Here is a 23,223-nt window from a genome sequence, read left to right on the forward strand (position 1 = left end):
AGGGTTACATGGCTCACCTTACCACGCTGCTTGTTCATCCGGATGCCGCAACGCGCGCAAAGCTCCGCGCGCTGCTGGAACCGGTGCCGTTTGTGCGGGTGCTCGGTGAGGCCACATCCGCACAAGAGGCTCTCCAACTGCTGGAGGCCATACCGTACGCCATATTTTTTCTGGGAATAGGACTGGACGGCCCCATGGACGGCCTTGAGCTTGCACGCATGCTCATGGGCCGCAAACAGCGCCCTGCCCTTGTGTTTCTGGCAGAAGATGAGCAGCACGCCTTTGCCGCTTTTGAGCTGGAAGCCACGGACTACATAATTTTCCCCTGTCAGGAAAGCCGCTTTGCCCGCACCATAGACCGGCTGCGGCAGTTCAAGACCCACTACAACCTTGCGCCGGAACCTTCTTCACGCTGGAAGGAACCGCATGCGCCCGTTGCGGTGGACCACGAAGGCGACTATGACGCGCTGGAAGAAACCGTGCAGCTGCCCCTTGCGGACGATGAGCAGGAGAGCTTTCTCTCTGCGCTCAAACAGGCATGGGAGTACAGCAGCAAGTTCCGCCCCGTGGAAATAGAACGACTTGCCATCACGCTGGAAGGCAAGACCATGCTCCTGCCCTACAACGAGATCATTTTTGTGGAGGCGTATGAGGACTATTCCTATGTCCACACCGCCACACAGAAATACCTGACCTCGTACCGGCTGAAGGTGCTTGAAAGCAGGCTGCGTTCGCACCGCTTCTTCCGCGTGCACCGCAAATATCTCGTTAACCTCGACATGGTGACGGAAATCGCCTCGCTTCCCGGTTCCAACTTCATGCTCCGCTCGGCAGGCAGAACGCGTATCGAACTGCCCATCAGCCGTCGCAGACTCGCCGAACTCAAACAGGTACTGGGGCTATAATCATGACCAGACAGAAAAAAACAGACGCCCCCGCCCCTACCGTTCCGGCAAGCTGCAACGCACCGGAAACCCGAGCGACCATGCGGGGCACCATAGACAACCTGCTGGTGGAAGAACGTGTTTTCCGCCCCCTGCCACGCATTGCCGCAGAAGCCACCGTCAACCCGCAGGATATTCTTGCCGCGCGCAAACATGCGGATGCCGACTGGAAGGGATTCTGGGAAGAGGCAGCGGATGAACTGCAGTGGTTCCGCAAATGGGAAACCGTGGTGGACGAGACAAACGCCCCGTTCTACCGCTGGTTCTCCGGTGCGCGCTGCAACATCGTGCACAACGCGCTGGACCGCCACATAGAAACGGTGAACAAGAACCGGCTCGCCCTCATATGGGAAGGTGAACCCGGCGACACCCGCAAGCTTACCTATTTCGAGCTCTACCGCGAGGTGAACCGCTTCGCCAACGTTCTGCGCGGCCTCGGTGTGAAGAAGGGCGAACGCGTACTCATCTACATGCCCTCGCTGCCGGAAACCGTGATTGCAATGCTCGCTACGGCCAAGATTGGTGCCGTGCACAGCGTGGTGTTTGCAGGGTTCTCATCCGGTGCGCTTGCCGACCGCATTGAGGACGCCCAGCCCCGCGCCATCGTGACCGTGGACGGCTTTTACCGCAACGGTCGTGTAATACCCCTCAAACCTCTGGTAGACGAGGCGCTGCAGCATTGCCACTCGCTCGTTGAGGCCGTTGTAGTTGTGCACCGCGCCCACCTTGATGTGGCCATGCACGACGACCGCGACCGCTGGTGGCATGATGTCATGCTGCATCAGCCCACCGAGGCCCTTACCGAGGTTGTTGAGGCCAATGATCCTCTCTTCATGCTGTATACCTCCGGCACCACGGGCAAGCCCAAGGGCATAGTCCACTCGCACGGCGGCTACATGGTGGGCGTGCACCGCACCCTGAACTGGGTATTCGACCTGAAGCCCACAGACATTTTCTGGTGCACCGCCGATCCCGGCTGGATCACGGGCCACTCCTACGTCATTTACGGCCCGCTCATGGCGGGTACCACCACCCTGCTCTACGAAGGGCATCCGCTTTATCCGGAAGCGGGGCGCCTGTGGTCCATGGTGGAGCGCTGGGGCGTGACCATTCTCTATACCGTACCCACGCTCATCCGCATGCTCATGCGTTTCGGCACGCAGTATCCCGCCGGACACGACCTCACCACGCTGCGCCTGCTGGGTACCGTGGGCGAACCTATTTCGCCCGAAGCGTGGGTCTGGTTCTACAAGAATATCGGCCGCGGCCAATGCCCGCTGCTCGACACATGGTGGCAGACAGAAACCGGCATGATCATGATCTCGCCGCTGCCCGTCTCCCTGCTCAAACCGGGGTCCGTGACCAAGCCCATGCCGGGCATAGATGTGGATGTGGTGGACGAACAGGGCAATTCGCTGCCGCCGCGCACCGGCGGATATCTGGTCATAAAACGCCCGTGGCCCGCCATGATGAGCACGGTATTCAATGATCACGCAGCCTATGTGGATATGTACTGGTCCCAGTTCCCGGGCTGGTATTTCCCCGGCGACGTGGCCCGCAAGGACGACGACGGCTACATCTGGATTCAGGGACGGGCCGACGACGTTATCATGATAGCGGGGCATCGCGTGGGTACGGCGGAACTTGAGGCTGCGCTTTCCTCGCACCCCGCTGTTGCAGAATGCGGCGTTATCGGCGTGCCTGACGAAATTCGCGGCGAGGTTGCCAAAGCCTTCGTGATGCTGCACGACGATCTGCCCCCGTTTGGCGGCTATGTGCAGGCGGACGACATGGAAACCGAACTCATGGAGCATGTACGACGGGAACTCGGCCCCGTGGCCGTGCTGAAGGCGGTGGAGTTCCGCAAGGAGCTGCCCAAGAACCGAAGCGGCAAGATCATGCGCCGCATTCTGCGTGCCGAAGAGTTCGGCGAGGATGTGGGTGATACCAGCACGCTGGAAGAAGGCCCCTTCTGCCTGCGCTGACCAAGGCCAGACTACAGAAAAGACAAAAAGCCCCGCATGCATCATGCGGGGCTTTTAAAATGGTTGGTATTTTTATGTCTCCGACGGGCAGGGGGATAATCCCCCTGCACCCATGCGAGCGACAGAACTCATTGGCCTGGCCACATATACGTCTTAATGCAGTCTGTGTTTTCATTCATGCAGGGTTTGTCTCAAAGAATAGCTGGAGTTACAAACAAGACCAACCTTACTTGATATTCACTCTGCACTCACCCGCAACGCATCCTTCACTTGTCTTTCAAGGCAAATCAGTTCCCAGAATCCAGCCTTCCGTCCGCCGCATGCATTCCAGAGCCTTGTTGCGGACTTCGGCACTGCCATCCACCGCATCGGCATGCTCCGATGGCATGCCCCAATCCCCCAGATGACTTGCACAGGCGACCTGCACCGCACAGAGAAAGGCATCCAGATAATCGCCGCGCCAGTCATGCAGCATGGTTTCGGCAAAGACGTAAGGCACATCCAAGACAAGTCCGCCGTTCTGTTCTGCATACACGGCAAGCCCCTGCACCAGTCGCCCCCTGTTCTGCGCCCTCTGCTCCCTCTGTGCCGCTGGGCCTTCCTTGTAGGAATCGGAACCGATCACGGCCCGCGCCACAAGAGCGGGATAGGCTTCCAGCAACAGGCGGGAATCACCTCTCATGCGCAGCGGAAACACATCGGCCCCGCTTTCCAGAACAATGGGGGCAAGCGCATGAAACATGCGCCCCACCGGCACATAGGCAAGGCTCATGGGGCTTATGGCATTGGCGGCCACGTCCGTCAGCCTGCGGATGAGCTTGCGTCCCTTGGGGCGCTTGGCCATGACCGCATAAATTGCCTCTGCATACTCTTCCCTCGACAGGCTGCCCGCATGACGCACATAGACTTCCCATTCTGCAGGCCAGCCCGCTTCTGCCAGAAATTCCGCAGCCTGACCGAAGGGAAAGTCCAACCCAGCAATCCAGCTGTACCCGCCGTCGGACGGGTCTGCAGCGTCAGCGCATTGCCCAACAGCACTGCATTGCACAATGAACCGACGTTGCACATCAAGCTGGTATTGCGCGTCAGCAAGAGCGTGCCGGAAATCGACAACCGATTCCAGCCCCCGCAGGGAAAGCAGGGTCAGCCTGTTCCCCTCCAACGTGCAGATGGCGCAGGTAATGGGCTTTTGCCGCGACGGGGCGGATGTCATGTCAAAACCGCATATGGTGCGCGCAGCGGGCATGGAACCTCCGTTCAATAAAAAAGCGGCGTGATGGTCACGCCGCTTTCAATATCCTGCAATCCTGTCCCGCGCAAATCCCTGCGGACTGCTGCGGAAAGCTGTACTGTCCGATCGCCTTGGTCTGGTTGATCAGCCTGAACAAGCTAAACAGGCTGAACAGGCTGAAAGGCTGAACAGGCATTGTGCCTAATCGTCTTCAGGCTCCTGCCTGCATTCGGGCGGCGTCATGGTGCCATGGTCATAGAACACCAGCTCGGGCACAGCAGGAATCTCACCGGCTTCGGCAAGACGCCGGTAGAAGAGGCGCAGCCCCTCCTGCTCCTTTGTCCGCAGGTTGTAGACAAGCCCCTTGGTGAAGTAGGTGCGCATGTCTTCCTTGGACAGGTAGCCCGTGTCCGCAGCCATGGAAACCATCTGCTCCATATTGGCCACGCCCCAATCCTTGGCGCGGATGAACAGCGTTGCGGGATCGCGGTTGAAGCAGCCATCTTCCACGGCCTTGCGGGAGATGACCCACACACCAAAAATGAAGGGCAGGCCGGTCCATTCGCGCCACGCCTCGCCAAGGTCCATGCGATAGGGATAGCGGTCGTCGGAACGCAGCCGCAGGGCATCGTCGCCGATGCACAGGGCTGCCGTGGGCAGATCGCCCGATTCAATGCTCTCCATCACCGAGCCGGTTTCATACTGCACGTTGATCTTGAGATAATCGCGGAACAGCATGCGTAGCAGGCATGCCGAGGTGTGTGACTGCGCCGTAGTGAGCACGGTTTCGCCCTCAAGCTCCCATATGGGCTTGCGGCTTATGAGCAACACGCTCATCACAGGGCCGCAGCTGCCTATGGCGATGTCCGGCACCAGATAATACTGGTCGGCATGGCGGGCATATTCAACGGATGATGCAGAGGCCACATGCAGTTCGCCCCGCGCCATCATGTCATTCAATTCAGCGGGTGCGCCATACACGAGCTTGAAGTCACGTCCCATGACACCGCTTTCCATGGGGTAGTAGATGGGCAGCACGTTCAGATATCTGATGCGCCCTATGCGTAGTTCCTTTTCAGTCAAGCTACACCTCTGGCTGGGGATCGATGAATTCGTAGGTCATGTTGCGCTGGCGGGGTTCAAAGCCTGCTGCGCGGACTATCTTGTGGATATCTGCGCGGGAAAGGCGGAAGGAAACTCCGGCGGCGGCCACCACGTTCTCTTCGATCATCAGAGAGCCGAAGTCGTTGGCACCGTAATACAGGGCCAGCTGGGCAATTTCCGGTCCCATGGTCACCCACGAAGCCTGAATGTTATCCACGTTGTCCAGCACGATGCGCGACAGCGCAAGCACGCGCAGATACCCGGGAGCCGGTTCGGGCGTTACCTTGATATTGGTGTTTCCGGGCTGGAAGGTCCACGGAATGAAGGCGGTAAACCCGCCCGTGCGGTCCTGCACTTCACGCACGGCAAAAAGATGTTCAATGCGGTGCAGGTGCGTTTCCTCATGCCCGAACATCATGGTCGCCGTAGTGCGCAGGTCCTGATAATGGGCCTCTTCCATCACTGCCAGCCAGCGTGAGGCGCTGCACTTGTTGGGAGAAACCTTGCTGCGCACTTCGTCCACCAGAATCTCTGCACCGCCACCGGGAATGGAATCCAGACCGGCCGCGCGCAGACGGGCGATGACTTCTTTCACCATCAGCCCTTCCAGCTCCGCAAAGAAAACGATTTCCGGCGGCGAGAAGGCATGCACGTGGATGGAAGGATAGGTCTCCTTTATCCAGCGAATCATGTCCTCATACCATTCCAGACGCAGATCGGGATGATGCCCGCCCTGCATGAGAATCTGCGTGCCGCCGAGAGCAATGGTTTCCTCTATCTTGCGGCCAAGCTCCTCGCGGGTGATCACATAGCCGCCCTGCTCCTCCGCCTTTTCAGGGGGGCAGAAGAAGGCACAGAACCGGCAGGCGCAAACACATATGTTGGAATAATTGATATTGCGGTCAGCCACATAGGTGACGATGGTGTCAGGGTGCTTGCGCAGGCGCACGGCATGGGCAAGGGAGCCGAGGGTAAACAGGCTTGCCTGCTCATACAGCACCCGTGCCTCGGCAAAATCTATGCGCCCGCCCCGCAGCACTTTTTCTGCCACGGCAATGACGGCCGGATTCTCGTTGAACGCGCTGCCGGACATCATGCGGCACCTCCTTTGCCTGCGCAGCCGCAGGCAGAAGCACCTGACTGCACGGGGTTGTAGAAAGCATCGCGGCGCACCGGGGTGAAACCGGAACGGCGGATCATCTCATCAAGCTGCACCGTGGTCATGGCCTGATCGGACTGGGCACCGGCATCGTGACCGATCTTTTCTTCCACGATGGTGCCGTCCAGATCGTCGGCCCCAAAGTACAGGGCGGTCTGCGCCGTTTTCACGCCCAGCATCACCCAGTAGGACTTGATGTGCGGAATATTGTCCAGCATGAGGCGGCACAGGGCGATGGTCTTGAGCTTGTCCAGACCGTTGTGCTCGCCGTAGCGTTCCGCAGGGAGCTTGAGCAGGCTGTTTTCCGTGAGGAACGGCAGGGGAATGCAGCAGGTGAACCCGCCGGAAATATCCTGCTGGCGACGCAGTCTGTCCAGATGGTCCAGCCTGTCTTCAATGGACTCTATATGACCGAAAAGAATGGAACAGTTTGTGGAAATGCCAAGGGAATGCGCTTCGCCGTGCACGCGCAGCCATTCATCCGCCGTGGACTTGCGCGGGCATATCTGCTCACGCACGGCAGGCGCGAATATCTCGGCACCGCCGCCGGGCATCATTTCAAGCCCTGCCGCCTTCAGGCGGGTAAGCACTTCAAGGGTGGTAATGCCTTCAAGGTGGGCAAAGTGGGCAATTTCCACAGCCGTGAACGCCTTCACCACAATGGAGGGGAAAGCAGCCTTCACCTTGCGTATGGATTCTTCGAAAAAGGAAAGGGGCAAGGTGGGGTGACAACCGCCCACGATATGGATTTCGTTGAAGGGCATGCCGTCGTGGTCGGAAATCTTGCCGACGATGTCGTCCACCGAAAGGCGGTACGCACCGGGCTGTTCCGCCTTCTCTTTCTGGAAGGCGCAGAACAGGCACCCGTTCACGCAAATGTTTGTGTAATTGACGTGTCTGTTCAGAACGTAATAGGCTTTGTCCCCGTTCAGACGGGTGCGCGCATGATGCGCAAGAGCACCAACGGCGTTCATATCGTTACAGGCAAAGAGCCGCGCGCCGTCTTCGACGCTCAGGCGCTCGCCCGCGAGAACCGCATCATGAATGCGTGCCAGCCCCAGGCGGGCAAAATGGTCGGCAGTGAGCATGAATTCCTCCGCTGTTTGGCGACGTTGCATCCCCTTTTCCGCAAGCGGAGGGATGCGCTACGCCGGGTCGTGAGTATCTGCTCAGACCCCCGCCATGTCAACCTTAAGCACAGCAAACCGGCCATTTGACGGCCTTCAGGTAGCAACCATGCAACGTTTTGAACTCGGCATTTCCCCCTGCCCCAACGACACTTTCATTTTTTACGCCCTTGCCAACGGGCGCATAGACCTGCCCTTTTCCGTAGACCTGTTCATGGCGGACGTGGAGCAGCTCAACGCACGCGCCCGCAAGGCGGACATAGCCGTTACCAAGCTCTCGGTAGCCGCCATGGTGGACGCGCTGGACAACTACATTCTGCTGCGGGCCGGCGGGGCGCTGGGCTACGGCTGCGGCCCCATAATGGTGGCAAAGGAAAATGCCTGCGTTTCCAGCCTTGCCAATGCCCGTATAGCCATTCCCGGCCGTATGACCACGGCAAACATGCTGCTCTCTCTGCATGGCGTGCACAAGGGGGAGCGTGTCGAAATGGTGTTTGATGAGGTCATGCCCGCGGTTGCGCGCGGCGATGTTGCCGCAGGCGTGGTAATACACGAAGGCCGCTTCACCTATGCCGGTTACGGACTGGAAAAACTCTTCGACCTCGGCAAGTGGTGGGAAGACGCAACCACCCTGCCCATTCCGCTCGGGGCCATTGCGGTGCGTCGCGATCTGGGCATGGAAACGGCTCTGGCTCTCGAAGACGCCATCCGCCGCAGTCTTGCCTTTGTGCAGGCCAATCCGGAAGAAGCACGCGCATGGATCAAGCAGCACGCGCAGGAAATGGACGACACGGTCATAGACCGCCATATCGAAACCTTCGTCAACAATTTCAGCATGGAACTCGGCGAGGCCGGTCAGGACGCCATACGTATTCTGCTGGAAAAGGCATTCGAAATTGCAGGACGCCCCATGCCAGACCTGCCTCTTTTCGTTCAGGATCAGTCCTGATTATTAGCTTACAAAACAAGGGCCTATTGCCTTTACCCACAAATGTGGTCTAGTATTGCAATCTGAGGCTGAACGGGCAGGCGTATTGCCGCGCCCGCCAGCCTCTGCAGCACCTTCCGGCCACAGGGAGCATGGCAGATGACGGACATCAACACCCCGGAAAACATGATCAACAGCTTTCTCAGGATCAGTGACGAACTGAACCAGCTGAAGGACGTTGATACCATTCTCGACAGGACTCTGCTCGAAGTCCGGGCGCTGACCAATGCGGATGCCGGTTCCATCTTCCTTGTGGAAGAGGACCAGCTGCGCTTCAGCTATGTCCACAACGACACCCTTTTTGCCAAGGATGCCACCAACGCGGCGGTCTATTCCAACTTCGCCGTTCCCATAACCGAGAAATCCATTGTTGGATATTCGGCCCTGTCCGGTGAAACGCTGGTCATTGACGATGCTTACAACCTGCCGGCCGGCACGCCTTTCAGCTTTAACGAGTCCTACGACAGGGCCACCGGCTACCACACAACGTCCATCATGGCCATTCCGCTCAAGATGGCGCAGGGCAAACTTGTGGGCGTAATGCAGATTCTCAACGCCAAGGACAGCTATGGCAGGTACATCCCCTTTGACAAACAGGCGAAGACCTACGTCACCCTTTTTGCCAACAACACGGCCATAGCCATTGAACGCGGTATTCTGACCCGCGAACTGATTCTGCGCATGATGAAGATGGCCGAGCTGCGCGACCCTTCGGAAACCGGCGCTCACGTCCAGCGTGTAGGGGCCTATTCCGCCGAAATCTATCACCGCTACGCCCTGAACAAGGGAACGCCCATCAGGGAACTGAAGCGCACCAAAGACCTTCTCCGCCTTGCCGCCATGCTGCACGATGTGGGCAAGGTGGGCATTTCCGATTCCATTCTCAAAAAGCCCGCCAAGCTGACCGAAGAGGAATTCGGCGTCATAAAGATGCACACGGTGTTCGGCGCAAGGCTGTTTGAGAATGCCACATCCGACCTTGATGTCATGTGCCGCGACATTGCCCTGAACCACCATGAAAAGTGGGTGGGCAACGGGTATCCCGGTGTCATGGACAACGTCTTCGAAGGGCAGCCGCATCTGGGCAAGCGCGGTAAATCCGGCGAAGAGATTCCCCTTGTGGCCCGCATATGTGCTCTGGCCGATGTGTATGATGCCCTTGTCTCCGCACGTTCCTACAAGGATCCCTACCCGGAGGACAAAGTGCTTGATATCATCCGGCAGGACACCGGCACCCATTTCGATCCGGAAGTGGTGGAAGCCTTCATGCAGATTCACGACGTCATTCTGGCCATTCGCGCCAAGTACAACCAGAAGTAACGCCCGCTTTCGCGGGCGTTTCAAGTTAATGGCAAACCCTCGTTTTCAGTAAAACCGCATTTCCGTTAAGCCGGAACTGAAGTCCAGAAACGAATTTTCATCGCGTATACGAGGTTCAGGAACGTTAGGTTCCTCCCCGGCGGAGCCAAAAATACCAAAAAATGACTTCGTCAGCAGTCTGAACGCCCGCTTTCGCGGGCGTTTTCATGTCTACACCATCAGTATGGTAGATCCTGTCGTATTGCGGGCTTCCAGCGCCCGATGCGCTGCCGCTGCCTCATGCAGGGCAAAACGCTGGCCGATGGAAATGTGCACGGCTCCCTTCTGCACCACCTCAAACAGATCACGAGCATGGGCCAAAAGATCTTCCCGCGCCTCGGTATAGTGCATGAGGCTCGGGCGGGTGAGAAACAGCGATCCCTTGGCCGCCAGTATGCCGGGATCAAAAGGCGGCACAGAGCCGGAGGACTGGCCGAAGGATACCAGCATGCCCATGGGCCTGAGACAGCTCAGGGACTTCATGAACGTGCTCTTGCCCACGGAATCGTACACCACGTCCACGCCCCTGCCTTCGGTCAGCTGCATGACCTTGGCGACAAAATCCTCATCACGGTAGAGAATTGGATGCTGGCAGCCGTTTGCGCGGGCCACTTCCGCCTTGGCAACCGAACCCACCGTGCCGATAACGGTAGCCCCGAGGTGCCGCGCCCATTGGCAGACCACCGACCCCACGCCACCTGCGGCAGCGTGAATGAGAATCGTATCCCCTGCCTTGAGCGGAAAACAGCCGAAGAGCAGATAGCGGGCTGTCATGCCGCGCAGCATCATGCCTGCGGCCTGATCGAAGGGAATGGCATCCGGCAGCGGTACCAGCCTGCGGGCCGGAATGAGCCGCACTTCGGCATAGGCACCGGGAGGATTGCCCGCATAGGCCACCCTGTCTCCGGGCCTGAATTCGGTAACTCCGTCTCCCACCGCCTCCACCACACCGGCACCTTCCATCCCGATTATTGCAGGCAGAGTGGGCAGCGGATAGAGCCCGCTGCGGTGATACACATCTATGAAGTTGACACCGACAGCCACGTGGCGAAGCAACACCTCTCCGGATGACGGTTCACCGGGATCATATGCCTCCCACTGGAGCATGTCGGGTCCGCCTGTCGCATGCATGCGGATCGCGTGAGTCATATATATCTCTCCTTGCTGCGGGCTGCCCGTTCCGGAACACCCGAAAGCGGACTCCCACGGTTCCATATATACCGCAATCCGGCGATTCGTGTGAAGCCCAAATGCATAGCAGGCACAAAAAGACTTCGCCTGCACTCCGGTGCTACTCGGCACTCACTTTCCGCCCCACCTCGACAAACCGCACCACGCCTCTCCGGTACCTGGCAAAGGCACAAAAAAAGAGCCGGATGCGCATAAACGCATCCGGCCCAGAACAAGCTGCTCGCAGCGGAACTACTTGATGGAATCGACAGTGTACTTGGCTTCGATCCAGGAGGTGATGCCGCCGGGCTGACGGTACACATTGGTGTAGCCGAGCTTGCGCGCCCATGCAGCACCGTTGTGAGAACGGGTGCACTTTACGAAACCGCAGTAGAAAACGATGGGGCGGTTCAGGTCTTCGCCCAGCAGAGCCTTGAAATCTTCCACGCTCTTGCCGTCGGTTTCCTTGGCGTCCCATTCGTTCATGTCAGGAATGGGGAACAGGAACTGCACAGCACCGGGAATGTGATTCTTCTTGTAGGAAGCTTCGTAGGGCATGGTGTCCACCACAAGCAGATTCTTGTCGGCTTCCATCATCTTCTTCAGTTCTTCGGTGGAAACCAGCTGGTAGTCGCCGCGCTGAACTTCCTTGGAAAACTTGATGACCTTGGCTTCCAGATCAACTTCGCTCGCCTTGGAAAGGAAATCCAGACAACCGGTCAGAGAGAGCGCGGCCGCAAGGCACACGAGCGCAAAAAGAACCTTTTTCATACTGTCTCCTCGATTTCTTGACAGGACATCACGTTGGAGTCGGACCTTCCCGACCAGTAAAGATACAGACACCCCAGCAGCAATCCGGCATCGCGCCAGAAGGCAGTCTTGAGCATGGAACCATCCTCAACGCCTTCAGGCAACTCCCCCGGCTCAAAGCAGCCGCAGTCGCCTATGGTCAATCCGGCGGCAATGGCATAGGCGAGCACGCCCATGAAAAGCACCGTCATTCCGGTTATGGCGGTAAGGCTGCCCCGGACATTGAACACCAGTGCGGCACCGGCCACCACCTCCACAAGAGGCAGCACCAGAGCCACAAGCGCCGGAAGAGGCTGCGGAAGAATGCGATATTCCTCCACCACGCGCGCAAAGGCTTCAATGTCCATGAGCTTGCCGACACCGGCATAGATATAGACGGCCGCAAGAGCCAGACGCACGACCAAGGGGAGCAGCGATTTCACATTGCCCCACGGGCCGTTTTTTCTATGGATTGCAGTCATTCCCGTTGGATAGCAGGCATACCGCAGAAGAGGAAATCGAAAGTCAAAATATGCTTGGTTGTAATGCATAGATAAAATCAATAGCAAGGCGAGACATATCCGCCTCTCCATATATGGGCTGCATTCACAAAAAATCCCCCAAGAAAAAATCCCCCGGATACGAATATCCGGGGGATTAAAAGCAAGTCGTCTAAAGTGACCGGAGAGACAAGGCATAAGCCTGCAGTTTGATGACACCCCCTCGTTTTCAGTACAACATATTCCCGTTACGCCGGAACTGCGGTCCAAAAACGGATTTTCATCGCGTATACGAGGTGCAGGAATGTCTGGTCCCTGCCAGACAGAACCCAAAAATGACTAGCAGTCTGCAGACAAACGTCTAGCCCTTGGCGCGCTCTTCAAGCACCGCCACAGCGGGCAAAACCTTGCCTTCGAGGAATTCGAGGAAGGCACCGCCACCGGTGGAGATGTAGGAAATGCGATCGGCCACCTTGTATTTGCCCACGGCGGAAACCGTATCGCCGCCACCGGCAATGGAGAATGCGGGGCTGTTGGCAACGGATTCGCACAGGGCCTTGGTGCCTGCACCGAACTGGTCGATTTCAAACACACCCACGGGACCGTTCCAGACAATGGTTCCGGCCTTGGAGAGTATTTCGTCATACAGCTTGGAGGTTGCAGGGCCGATGTCCAGAATCATCTCGTCGTCGGCCACGGCATCCACAGGCTTGAGCACGGCTTCGGCGGTTTCGGAAAACTCCTTGCCCACAACAACGTCCACAGGCACGGGAATTTCGCCACCGGCAGCCTTTGCGGCTTCCATCAGGCGCTTTGCCTCGGCAACAAGCTCTTCTTCATACAGGGACTTGCCCACGTTGAAACCGGCCGCACGGATAAATGTGTTGGCAATGCCGCCACCCACGATAAGACGGTCCACCTTGGAAGAAAGGTTGTCGAGCAGAGTCAGCTTGCCGGACACCTTGGAACCGCCGATAATGCCCACCACAGGGCGGGCAGGCGTGCCAAGGGCCTTGCCCAGTGCTTCCAGTTCCTGCACCATCAGAGGCCCTGCGCAGGCCACGGGAGCAAAACGGGCAACAGCACTGGTGGTTGCCTGTGCACGGTGTGCGGTGCCAAAGGCATCCATCACAAACACATCGCACAGGGCAGCCATCTTCTTGCCAAGCGCTTCATCATCCTTCTTCTCACCCTTGTTGAAGCGCACGTTCTCGCACAGCACAACCTGGCCGGGGCGTACGTTTAGACCGTCCAACCAGTTTGCTACGCAAGGCACTTCCATGCCCAGTGCTTCGCTCAGTGCGGCAGCCACGGGTTTGAGAGAAAATTCTTCCGCATATTCGCCTTCGGTGGGCCGTCCGAGGTGGGACATGACGATGACGGCGGCGCCCTTTTCCAGCGCCAGACGCAGGGTCGGCACCGAGGCGTTGATGCGCTTCATGGAGGTGATCTTTCCCTCCTTGATGGGCACGTTCAGGTCCTGACGGATAAGTACACGCTTGCCGGAAAGATCGAGGTCAGCCATTTTCAGCACTGCCATCGCAGTTCTCCTGTTCTTATGGGGCGGTTATACCAGTCGGCCGAGAGCGCCGTCCGAAACGGGCCGGACAGCGGTTCGGCGGAATAAGCAGACACGTTATCATGCTCGCTCCTCCCCAGTCAGCATACCCGGGAGAAACTCGTGCGCACCGGCCGCAAAAGCGGGTTCGCGCGCCGGCCGGAACGTCCTACAATAAAAAACAATTTCATGCAAAAGGCCCGAACGTGCGCATAATAGCACGTTCGGGCCTCAAGTCCATAGTATATACGGCAGCGGTTACCCGTACCGGAATACGGCTACTTCAGCACCTTTTCCGCCGTGGCAACAACGTTGTCCACGGTGAAGCCGAAGTGGCTGAAGAGCTGTGCGCCGGGAGCGGATTCGCCGAAGGTGGTCATGCCCACCACGGCACCGTTCAGGCCCACGTACTTCCACCAGAAATCGGCAGAAGCGGATTCAACTGCCACGCGGGCAGTAACGGCTGCGGGCAGCACGCTTTCCTTGTAGGCGGCATCCTGCGCGTCAAAGACGTTGGTGCAGGGCATGGAAACCACGCGCACCTTACGGCCTGCGGCAGTCATCTTTTCCGCTGCCTGTGCGGCAAGGCCCACTTCGGAACCGGAAGCGATGAGAATCAGTTCGGGGGTGCCTTCGCAATCACGCAGCACGTAGCCGCCGCGCTTGATGTTTGCCAGAGCCCCTTCGCTGCGCTGCATGAAGGGAAGGTTCTGACGGGTCAGCGAGAAGCAGGAAGGACCGGTCTTGAATTCCACAGCGCTACGCCATGCCTCGGTGCACTCCACGGTATCGCAGGGGCGCCATACATGGCAGTTGGGGATGAGGCGCAGACCGGCAACCTGTTCCACCGGCTGGTGGGTGGGGCCGTCTTCGCCGACGCCGATGGAGTCGTGGGTCAGCACCCATATGGTGCGGATGCCCATGAGCGCGGAAAGGCGGATGGCGTTCTTGGCGTAGTCGGAGAAAATGAGGAAGGTGCCGGCGTAAGGCAGAAGGCCGCCGTGCAGGGCCATGCCGTTCATGATGGCACCCATGGCGAACTCGCGCACGCCGTAGGAAACATAGTTGCCGTTCCAGTTACCGGGCTTGAGCACCACGGAATTGGCCCACTTGGTGCCTACGGAACCGGTCAGGTCGGCGGAACCGCCCACCATTTCGGGCAGCTTCACACCCAGCGCGGCAAGAGCCTTCTGGGAAGCGATGCGGGTGGCCAGAGTTTCACCGGCGGCATTGAAGTCGGCCAGCGTTTTGGCTACGTGTGCTTCCCAGTCTGCGGGCAGGTCGCCCTGCATGCGGCGCTCGAACTCGGCAGCCAGTTCGGGATGGGCAGCCTTGTATGCGGCAAACAGGTCGTTCCATGCGGTTTCGCGGGCAATACCGGCTTCGCGGGCATCCCAGCCCTTGTATACGTCGGCAGGAATCTCGAAAGGCGGATAGTCCCAGCCGATGTTCTTGCGGGTCAGTGCAATTTCTTCATCGCCGAGGGGAGAGCCGTGGGTGGAAGAGGAACCGCCCTTGTTGGGGGAACCGCAGCCGATCACGGTCTTGCAGCAGATGAGACTGGGCTTGCCGGTCACAGCCTGTGCTTCCAGCACTGCCTTGCGGACAGCTTCGCCGTCGTGACCGTCAACACCGCGCACAACGTGCCAGCCGTAGGCTTCGAAACGGGCGGGGGTGTCATCGGCAAACCAGTCGTCAACCTTGCCGTCGATGGAAATGCCGTTGTCGTCCCAGAAGGCGGTCAGCTTGCCCAGGCCGAGGGTTCCGGCAAGGGAACAGGCTTCGTGGGAAATGCCTTCCATCATGCAGCCGTCGCCAAGGAATACCCAGGTATTGTGGTCGACAACTTCAAAGCCTTCGCGGTTGAACTGCGCGGCCATCAGGCGTTCGCCCATGGCCATGCCCACTGCGGTGGCAATGCCCTGTCCCAGAGGACCGGTGGTGGTTTCCACACCGGGGCAGATGCCGTATTCGGGGTGACCGGGAGTCTTGGAGCCCATCTGGCGGAAGTTTCTGATTTCATCCATGCTCAGATCGTAGCCGCTGAGGTGCAGCAGGGAATAGATGAGCATGGAACCGTGCCCGTTGGAGAGCACAAAACGGTCCCTGTCATACCAGTGAGGGTTGACGGGGTTGTGCTTCAGGAAGTCGTTCCACAGAACTTCGGCGATATCGGCCATGCCCATGGGCGCACCGGGGTGACCGGACTTGGCTTTCTGGACTGCGTCCATGCTCAGGGCGCGGACGGCGTTGGCGAGATGCTTACGAGAGGGCATTGTTTCCTCCTGGGAGAGATACAAAAATTCGTCTGCCGCACTCCTGCAAGGGATTTGGAGAGCGGACCATTGTATACGTCCGGACACTGCCGGACGTTCGCGCCGCCTGCTCGCATGGCGTGCCGTGCGGTAGCGGTTGGCAGTCAACTAGACTGTTACGGCGCATATGACAAGTATGAATTTGCCCCGTGCAGAACACGGGGCTTTTCGTCGTTATGCCTTGGCGGCTGCGGCTTCGAAGGTCTTCAGACGCTCGGCGTAGGGGGGGAATCCGAAGAACGCGGAACCGGAAACCAGCACGTCTGCACCACGCCGGACCAGCTCTGCAGTGTTGTCGGGGTCCACACCGCCGTCCACCTGAATCAGGGTCTTCAGACCGCGGGCCTTTATCATGGCGGAAAGGTCTTCAATCTTGCGCATGGTAAAGGGCAGGAACTTCTGGCCGCCGAAGCCGGGGTTCACGCTCATGAGCAGCACCATATCCAGCTGGTCCAGCACATAGTCCAGCACGGTGAGCGGGGTATGCGGGTTCAGTGCCACGCCGCACTGCACGCCCTGCCGCTTGATCTCGGCAAGAGCACGTTCCACATGCGCGGTGGATTCGGCATGCACGACAATCATGTCGGAACCGGCGTCCACAAAGTCGCCGATATAGCGTTCGGGACGGTCAACCATCAGATGCACGTCAAAGAACAGCTTGCTGGCCTTGCGCAGGCGCTTGATGATGGGCGCGCCAAGGGTGATGTTCGGCACGAAGGAGCCATCCATGACATCCCAGTGCACCCACTTGCATCCAGCAGCTTCCAGAGCGGCCAGTTCATCAGCCAGTCTGCCGTAGTCCGACGACAGCAACGAAGGGGAAAGAATCATGATACTCTCTCATTGTTCGCCCGAGGGGTTGCATACCGCCGGGCAGTGTACCGTGTGAACGGGATGCTCTTTCACCGGCGGCATTGCGCCGGCCCGAGCGGTAAAATTAGCGGTAAAATCTATCTGAAGCGGCGCGGAGAAAGCATCTCGCGCAAGGATTCCAGCTCTTCTATCACTTCCTTCACCAGTCCGGCCTGCGGTGGGGCCGCCTGTTCGGAAGCAACGGGGGGTGATGCCACGGGCTCCTGCCCTGCTGCGCCCTGCGTCATTGTTGCACCCTGCGTCATTGCTGCAGCAGCGGCCTGCTGCGCATAGAACAGCAGCGAGCCTTGCATCTCCTGCACCAGTTGCTGCCCCAGCTGATGGCTCAGTTGGTGACCGGGAGGCTGGGCCAGCTGATGATCTGGCTGATGTTCTGGCCGATGTTCTGGCCGATGTTCAGGCTGATAATTTGGCAGCTGGCCGGATTGGTGACCGGATTGCGCCGGCGATGCCCCCCCGAAGGGAAGCGATTCCGGCGTCACGTCGTCCTGCGGATAGGCAGATGCCTGCAGGCCGGATGCGGAACGGTTGGCCGCAACAGGGGCAAGTCCGTCATGATCCGGCATATCCTGATCCGACAGATGGGAATCGGAACCGACCTGATCCGAACCGGCCACCGCAGATGACGGCCTGAAATCCGGAGGCACTCCCTCGCCCGACGCGATGACACGGGCCACGATGGCTTCTATGGATTGGGTGTCAGGCGCGGCCTCGTCCTCATCATCATGGGGACCAAGATAACCGCTCTGCCCTGTGCGCTGCAATGCGCTGAGAACGGCTTCGGCCAGAGCCGCGCTGTAGAGAGGCTGGGTGATTTCCGGAACCACCGCCTCGGGAGGGAGAGAATCCCCCTCCCCGAGGGGCAGCATTGAATCTTTTTGTTCGGCGAGAATCTTGCGCGCGCCTTCAATGGTCAACCCACGCTCATGGAGCAGATGCCGGATGGTACGCAGCATGGCAACATCCTGTTCTGAATACAGGCGTTGTCCTTTCTCCGTACGATGCGGGGTAAGCTGGGGAAACTCGGTTTCCCAGAATCTGAGCACATAAGTCTTCAGATTCAGCAGCTTGGCCGCTTCTCCAATCCGGTATGTCCTCTCCTGCATGAATCCTCCATCCGGGGGCTTGCCGTTTTCAGCCATGCCCGTCACTGCAGCGTTTCGGGCCATGCCATGTCGGGAGTGACATGGCGGGCTAAATGCGGACAGCCAGCGCCTTTTGCAGCGATTCTGCCACCTTTGCGCGTTCCTTGTCCACTTCCTTGTCCGTAAGCGTCTTGCTTGCGTGGCGGAAGGTCAGGCGATACGTCAGGTTGCGTTCCGCGTCCTTGCCCTCTTCCGCCTTGGGAACGAACACGTCGATAAGCACGATGTTCTTCAGCAGCGGCAGCTTCATGCCTTCCACATGATCAATCACGGCCTGCACGTTGAGCGTGGCAGGAGCCATGACCGTAATGTCGCGGCGCGAAGGCGGATACACGGGCAGCGACTGGAACTCGATGGCGTTTCTGGCGTGCAGGTCGCACAGCAGGTCGGTATCGAGGTCAGCCATCCACACATCCTTCTTCGCATGGTAGGCATCGGCAATTTCCGGCTTCACGCGGCCGATAACGCCCACACGGGTGCCAGCCACGGTCACGGAGACGCAGGGAGACATCCAGCTGTGGTCCTTCTCAAGCTCGAAAGCAGGACGGCCGAGATGCAGGTGAGCCAGCAGATGTTCCGCATAGCCCTTGATATCCTGATAATCGGCTTCTGCCTGCACCTGAGGCCACTCGGCATCATACCGGTCGCCGTACACAAGCATGTTCAGGCGGCCTGATTCACGGGCGGTGGTATCGGAAGTGCTGTCGGCTTCGAAGATGTGTGCAAGTTCGAAGAGACGCAGACCGGTGTTGCCCTGCGCAAGGTTGTGGCGCAGGTTCTGCAGCAGGCCGGGAGCCAGTTCGGTACGCAGCACATCCTGCTCCGCGGTCAGCGGATTCATGATGGGAATGCGGGGCTCCTTGGGCAGGCCGAGGTGATCGAGGTCCTTCTGTCCCACAAAGGAATAGTTGATGACTTCGTTCAGACCGAGGCCGCTGGCCCAGCGCTTGATCTTGGCCCAGAAAAGATATTCGTTGCGGGCATCGTCGCGGGCTTCCAGAGGACGGCTCACCTTGGGCAGCACGGGGGCAATGTTGTCCATGCCGTATACGCGTGCCACTTCTTCAATAAGGTCAGCCTCGCGTTCGTAGTCCTGACGATGGCTGGGAGGAATGATCTTCCAGTCGGCAGCGTCGGAAACGTCCACGGAGCAGCCGAGCTTTTCCAGCGTCTTGCGGCAGAAGGCATCGGCAATGTCCACGCCCAGCAGGTCGCGGGCACGCTCGGGGCGGAAACGCAGCACCGGCGCCTTCCACGGACGGGGTTCGGACTTGCAGATACCGGGGCGCAGCGCAGCACCGGAAAGCTCCGCCATCATGGAGGCGGCACGGTTCATGGCGAACAGGCAGTTCACCTGATCCACACCACGCTCAAAGCGGTAGGACGCATCGGAAGAAAGGCCGAGACGGCGCGCAGTCTTGCGCACGGAACCGGGACGGAACACGGCGGCTTCAAGGAAGACGCGGGTGGACTCGTCGTTCATTTCGGTATTCAGACCGCCCATGACACCGGCAATGCCCACACTGCGTACATCGTCCTTGATCATCAGGTCAGACTCCTTCATGGAGCGTTCCTGACCGTCCAGCGTGACGAAGGTTTCGCCTTCGTTGGCGAAATCAACCACGATGCGGTTGCCTTCCAGCAGATCAAGGTCATAGGCGTGCATGGGCTGGCCCAGTTCCATCATCACATAGTTGGTGATGTCCACCATGTTGGAAATGGGGCGCAGGCCGATGGCAACAAGGCGGTAGCGCAGCCACGCGGGGCTTTTGCCAACCTTGAAACCTTCAAGAATGCGGCCGTGGAACACGGGGCACTGGTCGGGGTCGGCAATCTCGATGGCGACATCGCGCGAGCAGTCTTCGCCGGATTCCTTCAGTTCGAAGGAAGGCATGGTCAGCGGCAGATCAAAGGCCAGTGCCACTTCACGGGCAAGGCCGAGCACCGACAGACCGTCTGCACGGTTGGGGGTGATGGAAATATCCAGCACCACTTCATCAAGATCAAGAGATTCCACGAGATTGGCACCGGGGACAAAGTCTCCGGGCAGAACCATGATGCCGTCGTGGTCTTCGGAGAGACCCAGCTCACGCTCGGAACAGATCATGCCGTGCGAGGGCTGGCCACGCAGCTTGGCCTTCTTGATCTGCATGCCGTCGGGCATGGTGGTGCCCACCTTGGCAACAGGCACCTTCTGGCCCTTGGCCACGTTGGGGGCGCCGCACACAATGGTCAGCGGTTCGGCCTCGCCCACGTCCACGGTGCAGACGGAGAGCTTTTCGGCTTCAGGATGCTTGACGCATTCCAGCACATGGCCGACGACCATGTCCTTGATGGCGGCAAAGGGATGGATGATCTCTTCCAGCTCAAGCCCCAGCATGGTGAGCTTGTCGCCAAGCTCCTGGGGAGTGCCTTCGAAGGGAACGAATTCACGCAGCCATTTGAGACTCAACAGCATGTCAGACTCCCATGCACTGCACGGATACCCGTGCGGCATGCCTGCCCGCCGCACTTGCGACGGAAGATATGATCATTGCCGGGCACAGTTTGCCCGGCAAGCCCTGTATTACACGAACTGGTTCAGGAACCGCACATCGTTCTCGAAGAACATGCGCAGGTCGCCTATACCATACTTGAGCATGGTCACGCGCTCCACGCCAAGACCGAAGGCGAAGCCGGAATACAATTCCGGATCGTAGCCGACGGACTTGAAGACTTCGGGATCGATCATGCCGCAACCCAGAATCTCCACCCAGCCGGTCTGCTTGCAGACGCGGCAGGGAGCCCCGTTCACGGTACCCTTTCCGCCGCAGATGCAGCAGGAAATGTCCACTTCGGCACTGGGCTCGGTAAAGGGGAAGAAGCTGGGGCGGAAGCGCACCTTCGTGTTGCCGCCAAACACCGCCTGCAGGAAGGCGGTAAGCGTGCCACGCAGTTCCGCCATGCTCACCTTGTGGTCCACCATGAATCCCTCGATCTGATGGAACATGGGGGTGTGGGTCAGGTCGGAGTCGCGGCGATACACCTTGCCGGGGGCAATGGCGGCCACGGGGGGCTTGCGCTCTTTCATGGTACGGATCTGCAGCGGCGACGTATGCGTACGCATAAGGATTTCCTCGGTAACATAGAGGGTATCCTGCATGTCGCGTGCGGGGTGATCCGACGGCATGTTAAGGGCTTCAAAGTTGTAGAAGTCGTTCTCCACTTCCGGCCCTGTCACGATATCGTAGCCGAGTCCTCTGAATATATCACAGATCTCGGTCATGACGAGGGTTACGGGATGCAGAGAGCCCTGCCACGGCTGACGACCGGGAATGGTAGGGTCGAAAAGCGCGAGCCGTGCGTCTTCGGCAGCTCGGGAAAGCGCAGCGGTGCGACCATCCAGAAGCTCGGTGAGCTGCTGCTTGACTATGTTGGCGGTTTTGCCGACAGCGGGGCGATCCTCAGGCGACAACTCGGGAAGACGCTGCATTATCTGTGCGAGACGGCCCTTACGACCGAGAAACGCAACGCGCAGCTCTTCCAGAGCTTCCAATGAAGAGGCCTGGTCCAGGCCGCTTTGGAGCTCCTGGACCAGGCCTTCAAGTTCATGGGTCAGGTTCATACCTGAGATCCCTTCTAATTGAGTTTGGATTTGGCAAGTTCCGCCAGCTTGGCGAAATCTTCCTTTTCCCGAACTGCGAGGTCGGCGAGGACCTTGCGGTTCAGTTCAATACCGGCCAGGTTCAGGCCATGGATGAACTTGCTGTAGGAGATACCGTGCAGACGTGCGCCTGCGTTGATACGAAGAATCCAGAGCTTGCGGAATTCACGCTTTTTGACCTTACGGTCGCGGTAGGAGTATACTAATGCGTTCTCAACTGCTTCGCGTGCAGTGCGGTACAGTTTGGAACGGGCTCCGCGGTAGCCCTTGGCCAACTTCAGATATCTTTTATGGCGGCGATGTGCAGCCATGCCTCTCTTGACGCGCATGGAAACCCTCCAGGGTCTTTGTCACTCCGTGAGGCGAGAGATTTAAGCCAACGGAGTGCGTGTAAATTGTCTGAGCCTGTGACAGATGCAAACTACGCCTTAGGCGTAGGGCATCATGCGGCGTACTGCTTTCTCGTTGGTAGAGTCCACGATAGCGGACTGACCGAGATTCATCTTACGCTTCGCACTCTTCTTCGTCAGGATGTGACGCAGGTTCTGCTTGCGGCGACGGAACTTGCCGCTGCCGGTCACAGAGAAGCGCTTTGCAGCGCAACGCTTGGTTTTGATCTTGGGCATGGTATTCTCCTTACCGTATTGTGCCTGTGCCGCCGCGCCACAAGGACGCGCCGGCGCAAAACGCGACAGAAAACCCCCTGCATTTGCAGGGAGTTTTCATGAAATTCCTCTTGAGCAAACGCTACTTGCACCCATAAGGGCACACAGAGCGGGGATATTGCGATAAAATCCCGCGCAAAGCAAGCCCCAAATGCACCTATTTTTTCGGCAGGGGTACCAGCAGCATATGCAGGGTACGGCCTTCCGAACTCGGAGCCTGCTCAACCTTGGCGATGTCTCTGGTATCTTCAACCACACGCTCAAGAATGACCTGCCCGCGATCCTTATGGACGATTTCGCGCCCACGGAAGAATACCGTCACCTTGCAGCGGTCGCCTTCTTCAAGGAACCTGCGGATGTGCTTGAGCTTGGTCTGGTAATCGTGCTCGTCCGTCTTGGGGCGAACCTTGATTTCCTTGATCTGCACAACCGTAGCATTACGCTTGGCTTCCTGCTTTTTCTTGCTCTGTTCAAACTTAAACTTGCCATAGTCCATGATCTTGCAGACCGGCGGTTCTGCATTGGCGGCAACTTCGACAAGATCAAACCCACGCTCTTTGGCGAGGTCGATGGCGGCGTTACGGTTCAAAATCCCCAACTGCTCGCCCTGATCATCGATAACACGCACTTCGCGCGCACGAATCTGTTCGTTGCGACGCGTCATGTCC

At 58.7% G+C, this 23,223-nt stretch carries 19 protein-coding genes and 1 pseudogene; 4 read left to right on the forward strand and 16 right to left on the reverse strand.

Annotated elements, in window-relative coordinates; genetic code table 11:
* Positions 1-8 precede the first annotated feature (8 nt).
* Positions 9-905 carry a LytR/AlgR family response regulator transcription factor gene (locus HUV30_RS01075; RefSeq protein WP_174403551.1) on the forward strand — a complete coding sequence of 299 codons (897 nt, stop codon included), beginning with the start codon at positions 9-11 and terminating at the stop codon, positions 903-905.
* A gap of 80 nt (positions 906-985) precedes the next feature.
* Positions 986-2,929: an acetate--CoA ligase gene (acs, locus tag HUV30_RS01080; RefSeq protein ID WP_174403932.1), complete on the forward strand. Its 1,944-nt coding sequence runs from the start codon at positions 986-988 to the stop codon at positions 2,927-2,929.
* Positions 2,930-3,206: 277 nt separating this feature from the next.
* On the opposite strand, the gene HUV30_RS01085 is transcribed toward acs, so the two are convergent.
* The 4 genes from HUV30_RS01085 to mqnE all read right to left on the reverse strand — a co-directional run bounded on the left by HUV30_RS01085 (position 3,207) and on the right by mqnE (position 7,511).
* Positions 3,207-4,175: a DUF429 domain-containing protein gene (locus HUV30_RS01085; protein WP_174403552.1), complete on the reverse strand. Its 969-nt coding sequence runs from the start codon at positions 4,173-4,175 to the stop codon at positions 3,207-3,209.
* Between the two features lie 186 nt (positions 4,176-4,361).
* Complete coding sequence (locus HUV30_RS01090; protein WP_174403553.1) at positions 4,362-5,243, reverse strand: menaquinone biosynthetic enzyme MqnA/MqnD family protein; 882 nt, start codon at positions 5,241-5,243, stop codon at positions 4,362-4,364.
* A 1-nt stretch (position 5,244) separates the two neighbouring features.
* Positions 5,245-6,360 (reverse strand): cyclic dehypoxanthinyl futalosine synthase, encoded by a 1,116-nt coding sequence (mqnC, locus tag HUV30_RS01095; RefSeq protein ID WP_174403554.1) that lies wholly within the window; start codon positions 6,358-6,360, stop codon positions 5,245-5,247.
* Positions 6,357-7,511 (reverse strand): aminofutalosine synthase MqnE, encoded by a 1,155-nt coding sequence (gene mqnE / locus HUV30_RS01100; protein WP_174403933.1) that lies wholly within the window; start codon positions 7,509-7,511, stop codon positions 6,357-6,359. The genes mqnC and mqnE overlap by 4 nt, the downstream gene beginning before the upstream one ends.
* Positions 7,512-7,659: 148 nt before the next feature.
* Between mqnE and HUV30_RS01105 the strand changes: the two genes are divergently transcribed.
* Positions 7,660-8,499 (forward strand): 1,4-dihydroxy-6-naphtoate synthase, encoded by an 840-nt coding sequence (locus HUV30_RS01105; RefSeq protein WP_174403555.1) that lies wholly within the window; start codon positions 7,660-7,662, stop codon positions 8,497-8,499.
* Positions 8,500-8,637: 138 nt separating this feature from the next.
* Positions 8,638-9,858 carry an HD domain-containing phosphohydrolase gene (locus HUV30_RS01110; RefSeq protein ID WP_174403556.1) on the forward strand — a complete coding sequence of 407 codons (1,221 nt, stop codon included), beginning with the start codon at positions 8,638-8,640 and terminating at the stop codon, positions 9,856-9,858.
* Positions 9,859-10,068: 210 nt separating this feature from the next.
* Here HUV30_RS01110 and HUV30_RS01115 read toward each other — a convergent pair whose 3' ends face one another.
* The 12 genes and pseudogenes from HUV30_RS01115 to infC all read right to left on the reverse strand — a co-directional run bounded on the left by HUV30_RS01115 (position 10,069) and on the right by infC (position 23,219).
* Positions 10,069-11,046: a quinone oxidoreductase family protein gene (locus HUV30_RS01115; RefSeq protein WP_174403557.1), complete on the reverse strand. Its 978-nt coding sequence runs from the start codon at positions 11,044-11,046 to the stop codon at positions 10,069-10,071.
* Between the two features lie 273 nt (positions 11,047-11,319).
* Positions 11,320-11,838 carry a rhodanese-like domain-containing protein gene (locus HUV30_RS01120; protein WP_174403558.1) on the reverse strand — a complete coding sequence of 173 codons (519 nt, stop codon included), beginning with the start codon at positions 11,836-11,838 and terminating at the stop codon, positions 11,320-11,322.
* Positions 11,835-12,338: a MauE/DoxX family redox-associated membrane protein gene (locus HUV30_RS01125; protein ID WP_174403559.1), complete on the reverse strand. Its 504-nt coding sequence runs from the start codon at positions 12,336-12,338 to the stop codon at positions 11,835-11,837. The genes HUV30_RS01120 and HUV30_RS01125 overlap by 4 nt, the downstream gene beginning before the upstream one ends.
* 379 nt (positions 12,339-12,717) lie before the next feature.
* Positions 12,718-13,896: a phosphoglycerate kinase gene (locus tag HUV30_RS01130; RefSeq protein WP_174403560.1), complete on the reverse strand. Its 1,179-nt coding sequence runs from the start codon at positions 13,894-13,896 to the stop codon at positions 12,718-12,720.
* Positions 13,897-14,192: 296 nt separating this feature from the next.
* A complete protein-coding gene (gene tkt / locus HUV30_RS01135) occupies positions 14,193-16,190 on the reverse strand; it encodes a transketolase (RefSeq protein WP_174403561.1) in 1,998 nt (665 codons plus the stop codon).
* Positions 16,191-16,403: 213 nt separating this feature from the next.
* Positions 16,404-17,060 carry a ribulose-phosphate 3-epimerase gene (rpe, locus tag HUV30_RS01140; RefSeq protein WP_174403562.1) on the reverse strand — a complete coding sequence of 219 codons (657 nt, stop codon included), beginning with the start codon at positions 17,058-17,060 and terminating at the stop codon, positions 16,404-16,406.
* A 920-nt stretch (positions 17,061-17,980) separates the two neighbouring features.
* Positions 17,981-18,208: pseudogene (locus HUV30_RS01145) on the reverse strand (MerR family transcriptional regulator); the annotation flags it as partial.
* A gap of 88 nt (positions 18,209-18,296) precedes the next feature.
* Entirely contained in the window at positions 18,297-20,705 is a 2,409-nt protein-coding gene (gene pheT, locus HUV30_RS01150) for a phenylalanine--tRNA ligase subunit beta (protein WP_174403563.1), read from the reverse strand.
* Positions 20,706-20,813: 108 nt separating this feature from the next.
* Positions 20,814-21,851, reverse strand: a complete 1,038-nt coding sequence (gene pheS / locus HUV30_RS01155; RefSeq protein WP_174403564.1) for a phenylalanine--tRNA ligase subunit alpha — start codon at positions 21,849-21,851, stop codon at positions 20,814-20,816.
* 14 nt (positions 21,852-21,865) lie between these two features.
* On the reverse strand, positions 21,866-22,219 hold the full coding sequence (gene rplT / locus HUV30_RS01160; protein ID WP_174403565.1) for a 50S ribosomal protein L20: 354 nt from the start codon (positions 22,217-22,219) through the stop codon (positions 21,866-21,868).
* A 99-nt stretch (positions 22,220-22,318) separates the two neighbouring features.
* Complete coding sequence (gene rpmI, locus HUV30_RS01165) at positions 22,319-22,516, reverse strand: 50S ribosomal protein L35 (protein ID WP_174403566.1); 198 nt, start codon at positions 22,514-22,516, stop codon at positions 22,319-22,321.
* Between the two features lie 196 nt (positions 22,517-22,712).
* Positions 22,713-23,219 (reverse strand): translation initiation factor IF-3, encoded by a 507-nt coding sequence (gene infC / locus HUV30_RS01170; RefSeq protein WP_174403567.1) that lies wholly within the window; start codon positions 23,217-23,219, stop codon positions 22,713-22,715.
* Positions 23,220-23,223: the final 4 nt, after the last annotated feature.

Source organism: Desulfovibrio subterraneus, from assembly GCF_013340285.1.
GTDB lineage: Bacteria > Desulfobacterota > Desulfovibrionia > Desulfovibrionales > Desulfovibrionaceae > Halodesulfovibrio > Halodesulfovibrio subterraneus.

What these genes read in the sequence shown, in the direction of transcription:
- tkt (WP_174403561.1), bottom strand. Translation starts at nt 16,190, where the DNA reads ATGCCCTCTCGTAAGCATCTCGCCAACGCCGTCCGCGCCCTGAGCATG.
- infC (WP_174403567.1), bottom strand. Translation starts at nt 23,219, where the DNA reads ATGACGCGTCGCAACGAACAGATTCGTGCGCGCGAAGTGCGTGTTATC.
- HUV30_RS01120 (WP_174403558.1), bottom strand. Translation starts at nt 11,838, where the DNA reads ATGAAAAAGGTTCTTTTTGCGCTCGTGTGCCTTGCGGCCGCGCTCTCT.
- pheT (WP_174403563.1), bottom strand. Translation starts at nt 20,705, where the DNA reads ATGCTGTTGAGTCTCAAATGGCTGCGTGAATTCGTTCCCTTCGAAGGC.
- rpe (WP_174403562.1), bottom strand. Translation starts at nt 17,060, where the DNA reads ATGATTCTTTCCCCTTCGTTGCTGTCGTCGGACTACGGCAGACTGGCT.
- mqnC (WP_174403554.1), bottom strand. Translation starts at nt 6,360, where the DNA reads ATGATGTCCGGCAGCGCGTTCAACGAGAATCCGGCCGTCATTGCCGTG.
- HUV30_RS01105 (WP_174403555.1), top strand. Translation starts at nt 7,660, where the DNA reads ATGCAACGTTTTGAACTCGGCATTTCCCCCTGCCCCAACGACACTTTC.
- HUV30_RS01115 (WP_174403557.1), bottom strand. Translation starts at nt 11,046, where the DNA reads ATGACTCACGCGATCCGCATGCATGCGACAGGCGGACCCGACATGCTC.
- HUV30_RS01125 (WP_174403559.1), bottom strand. Translation starts at nt 12,338, where the DNA reads ATGACTGCAATCCATAGAAAAAACGGCCCGTGGGGCAATGTGAAATCG.
- rplT (WP_174403565.1), bottom strand. Translation starts at nt 22,219, where the DNA reads ATGCGCGTCAAGAGAGGCATGGCTGCACATCGCCGCCATAAAAGATAT.
- acs (WP_174403932.1), top strand. Translation starts at nt 986, where the DNA reads ATGCGGGGCACCATAGACAACCTGCTGGTGGAAGAACGTGTTTTCCGC.
- HUV30_RS01075 (WP_174403551.1), top strand. Translation starts at nt 9, where the DNA reads ATGGCTCACCTTACCACGCTGCTTGTTCATCCGGATGCCGCAACGCGC.
- rpmI (WP_174403566.1), bottom strand. Translation starts at nt 22,516, where the DNA reads ATGCCCAAGATCAAAACCAAGCGTTGCGCTGCAAAGCGCTTCTCTGTG.
- HUV30_RS01110 (WP_174403556.1), top strand. Translation starts at nt 8,638, where the DNA reads ATGACGGACATCAACACCCCGGAAAACATGATCAACAGCTTTCTCAGG.
- mqnE (WP_174403933.1), bottom strand. Translation starts at nt 7,511, where the DNA reads ATGCTCACTGCCGACCATTTTGCCCGCCTGGGGCTGGCACGCATTCAT.
- HUV30_RS01085 (WP_174403552.1), bottom strand. Translation starts at nt 4,175, where the DNA reads ATGCCCGCTGCGCGCACCATATGCGGTTTTGACATGACATCCGCCCCG.
- pheS (WP_174403564.1), bottom strand. Translation starts at nt 21,851, where the DNA reads ATGAACCTGACCCATGAACTTGAAGGCCTGGTCCAGGAGCTCCAAAGC.
- HUV30_RS01130 (WP_174403560.1), bottom strand. Translation starts at nt 13,896, where the DNA reads ATGGCAGTGCTGAAAATGGCTGACCTCGATCTTTCCGGCAAGCGTGTA.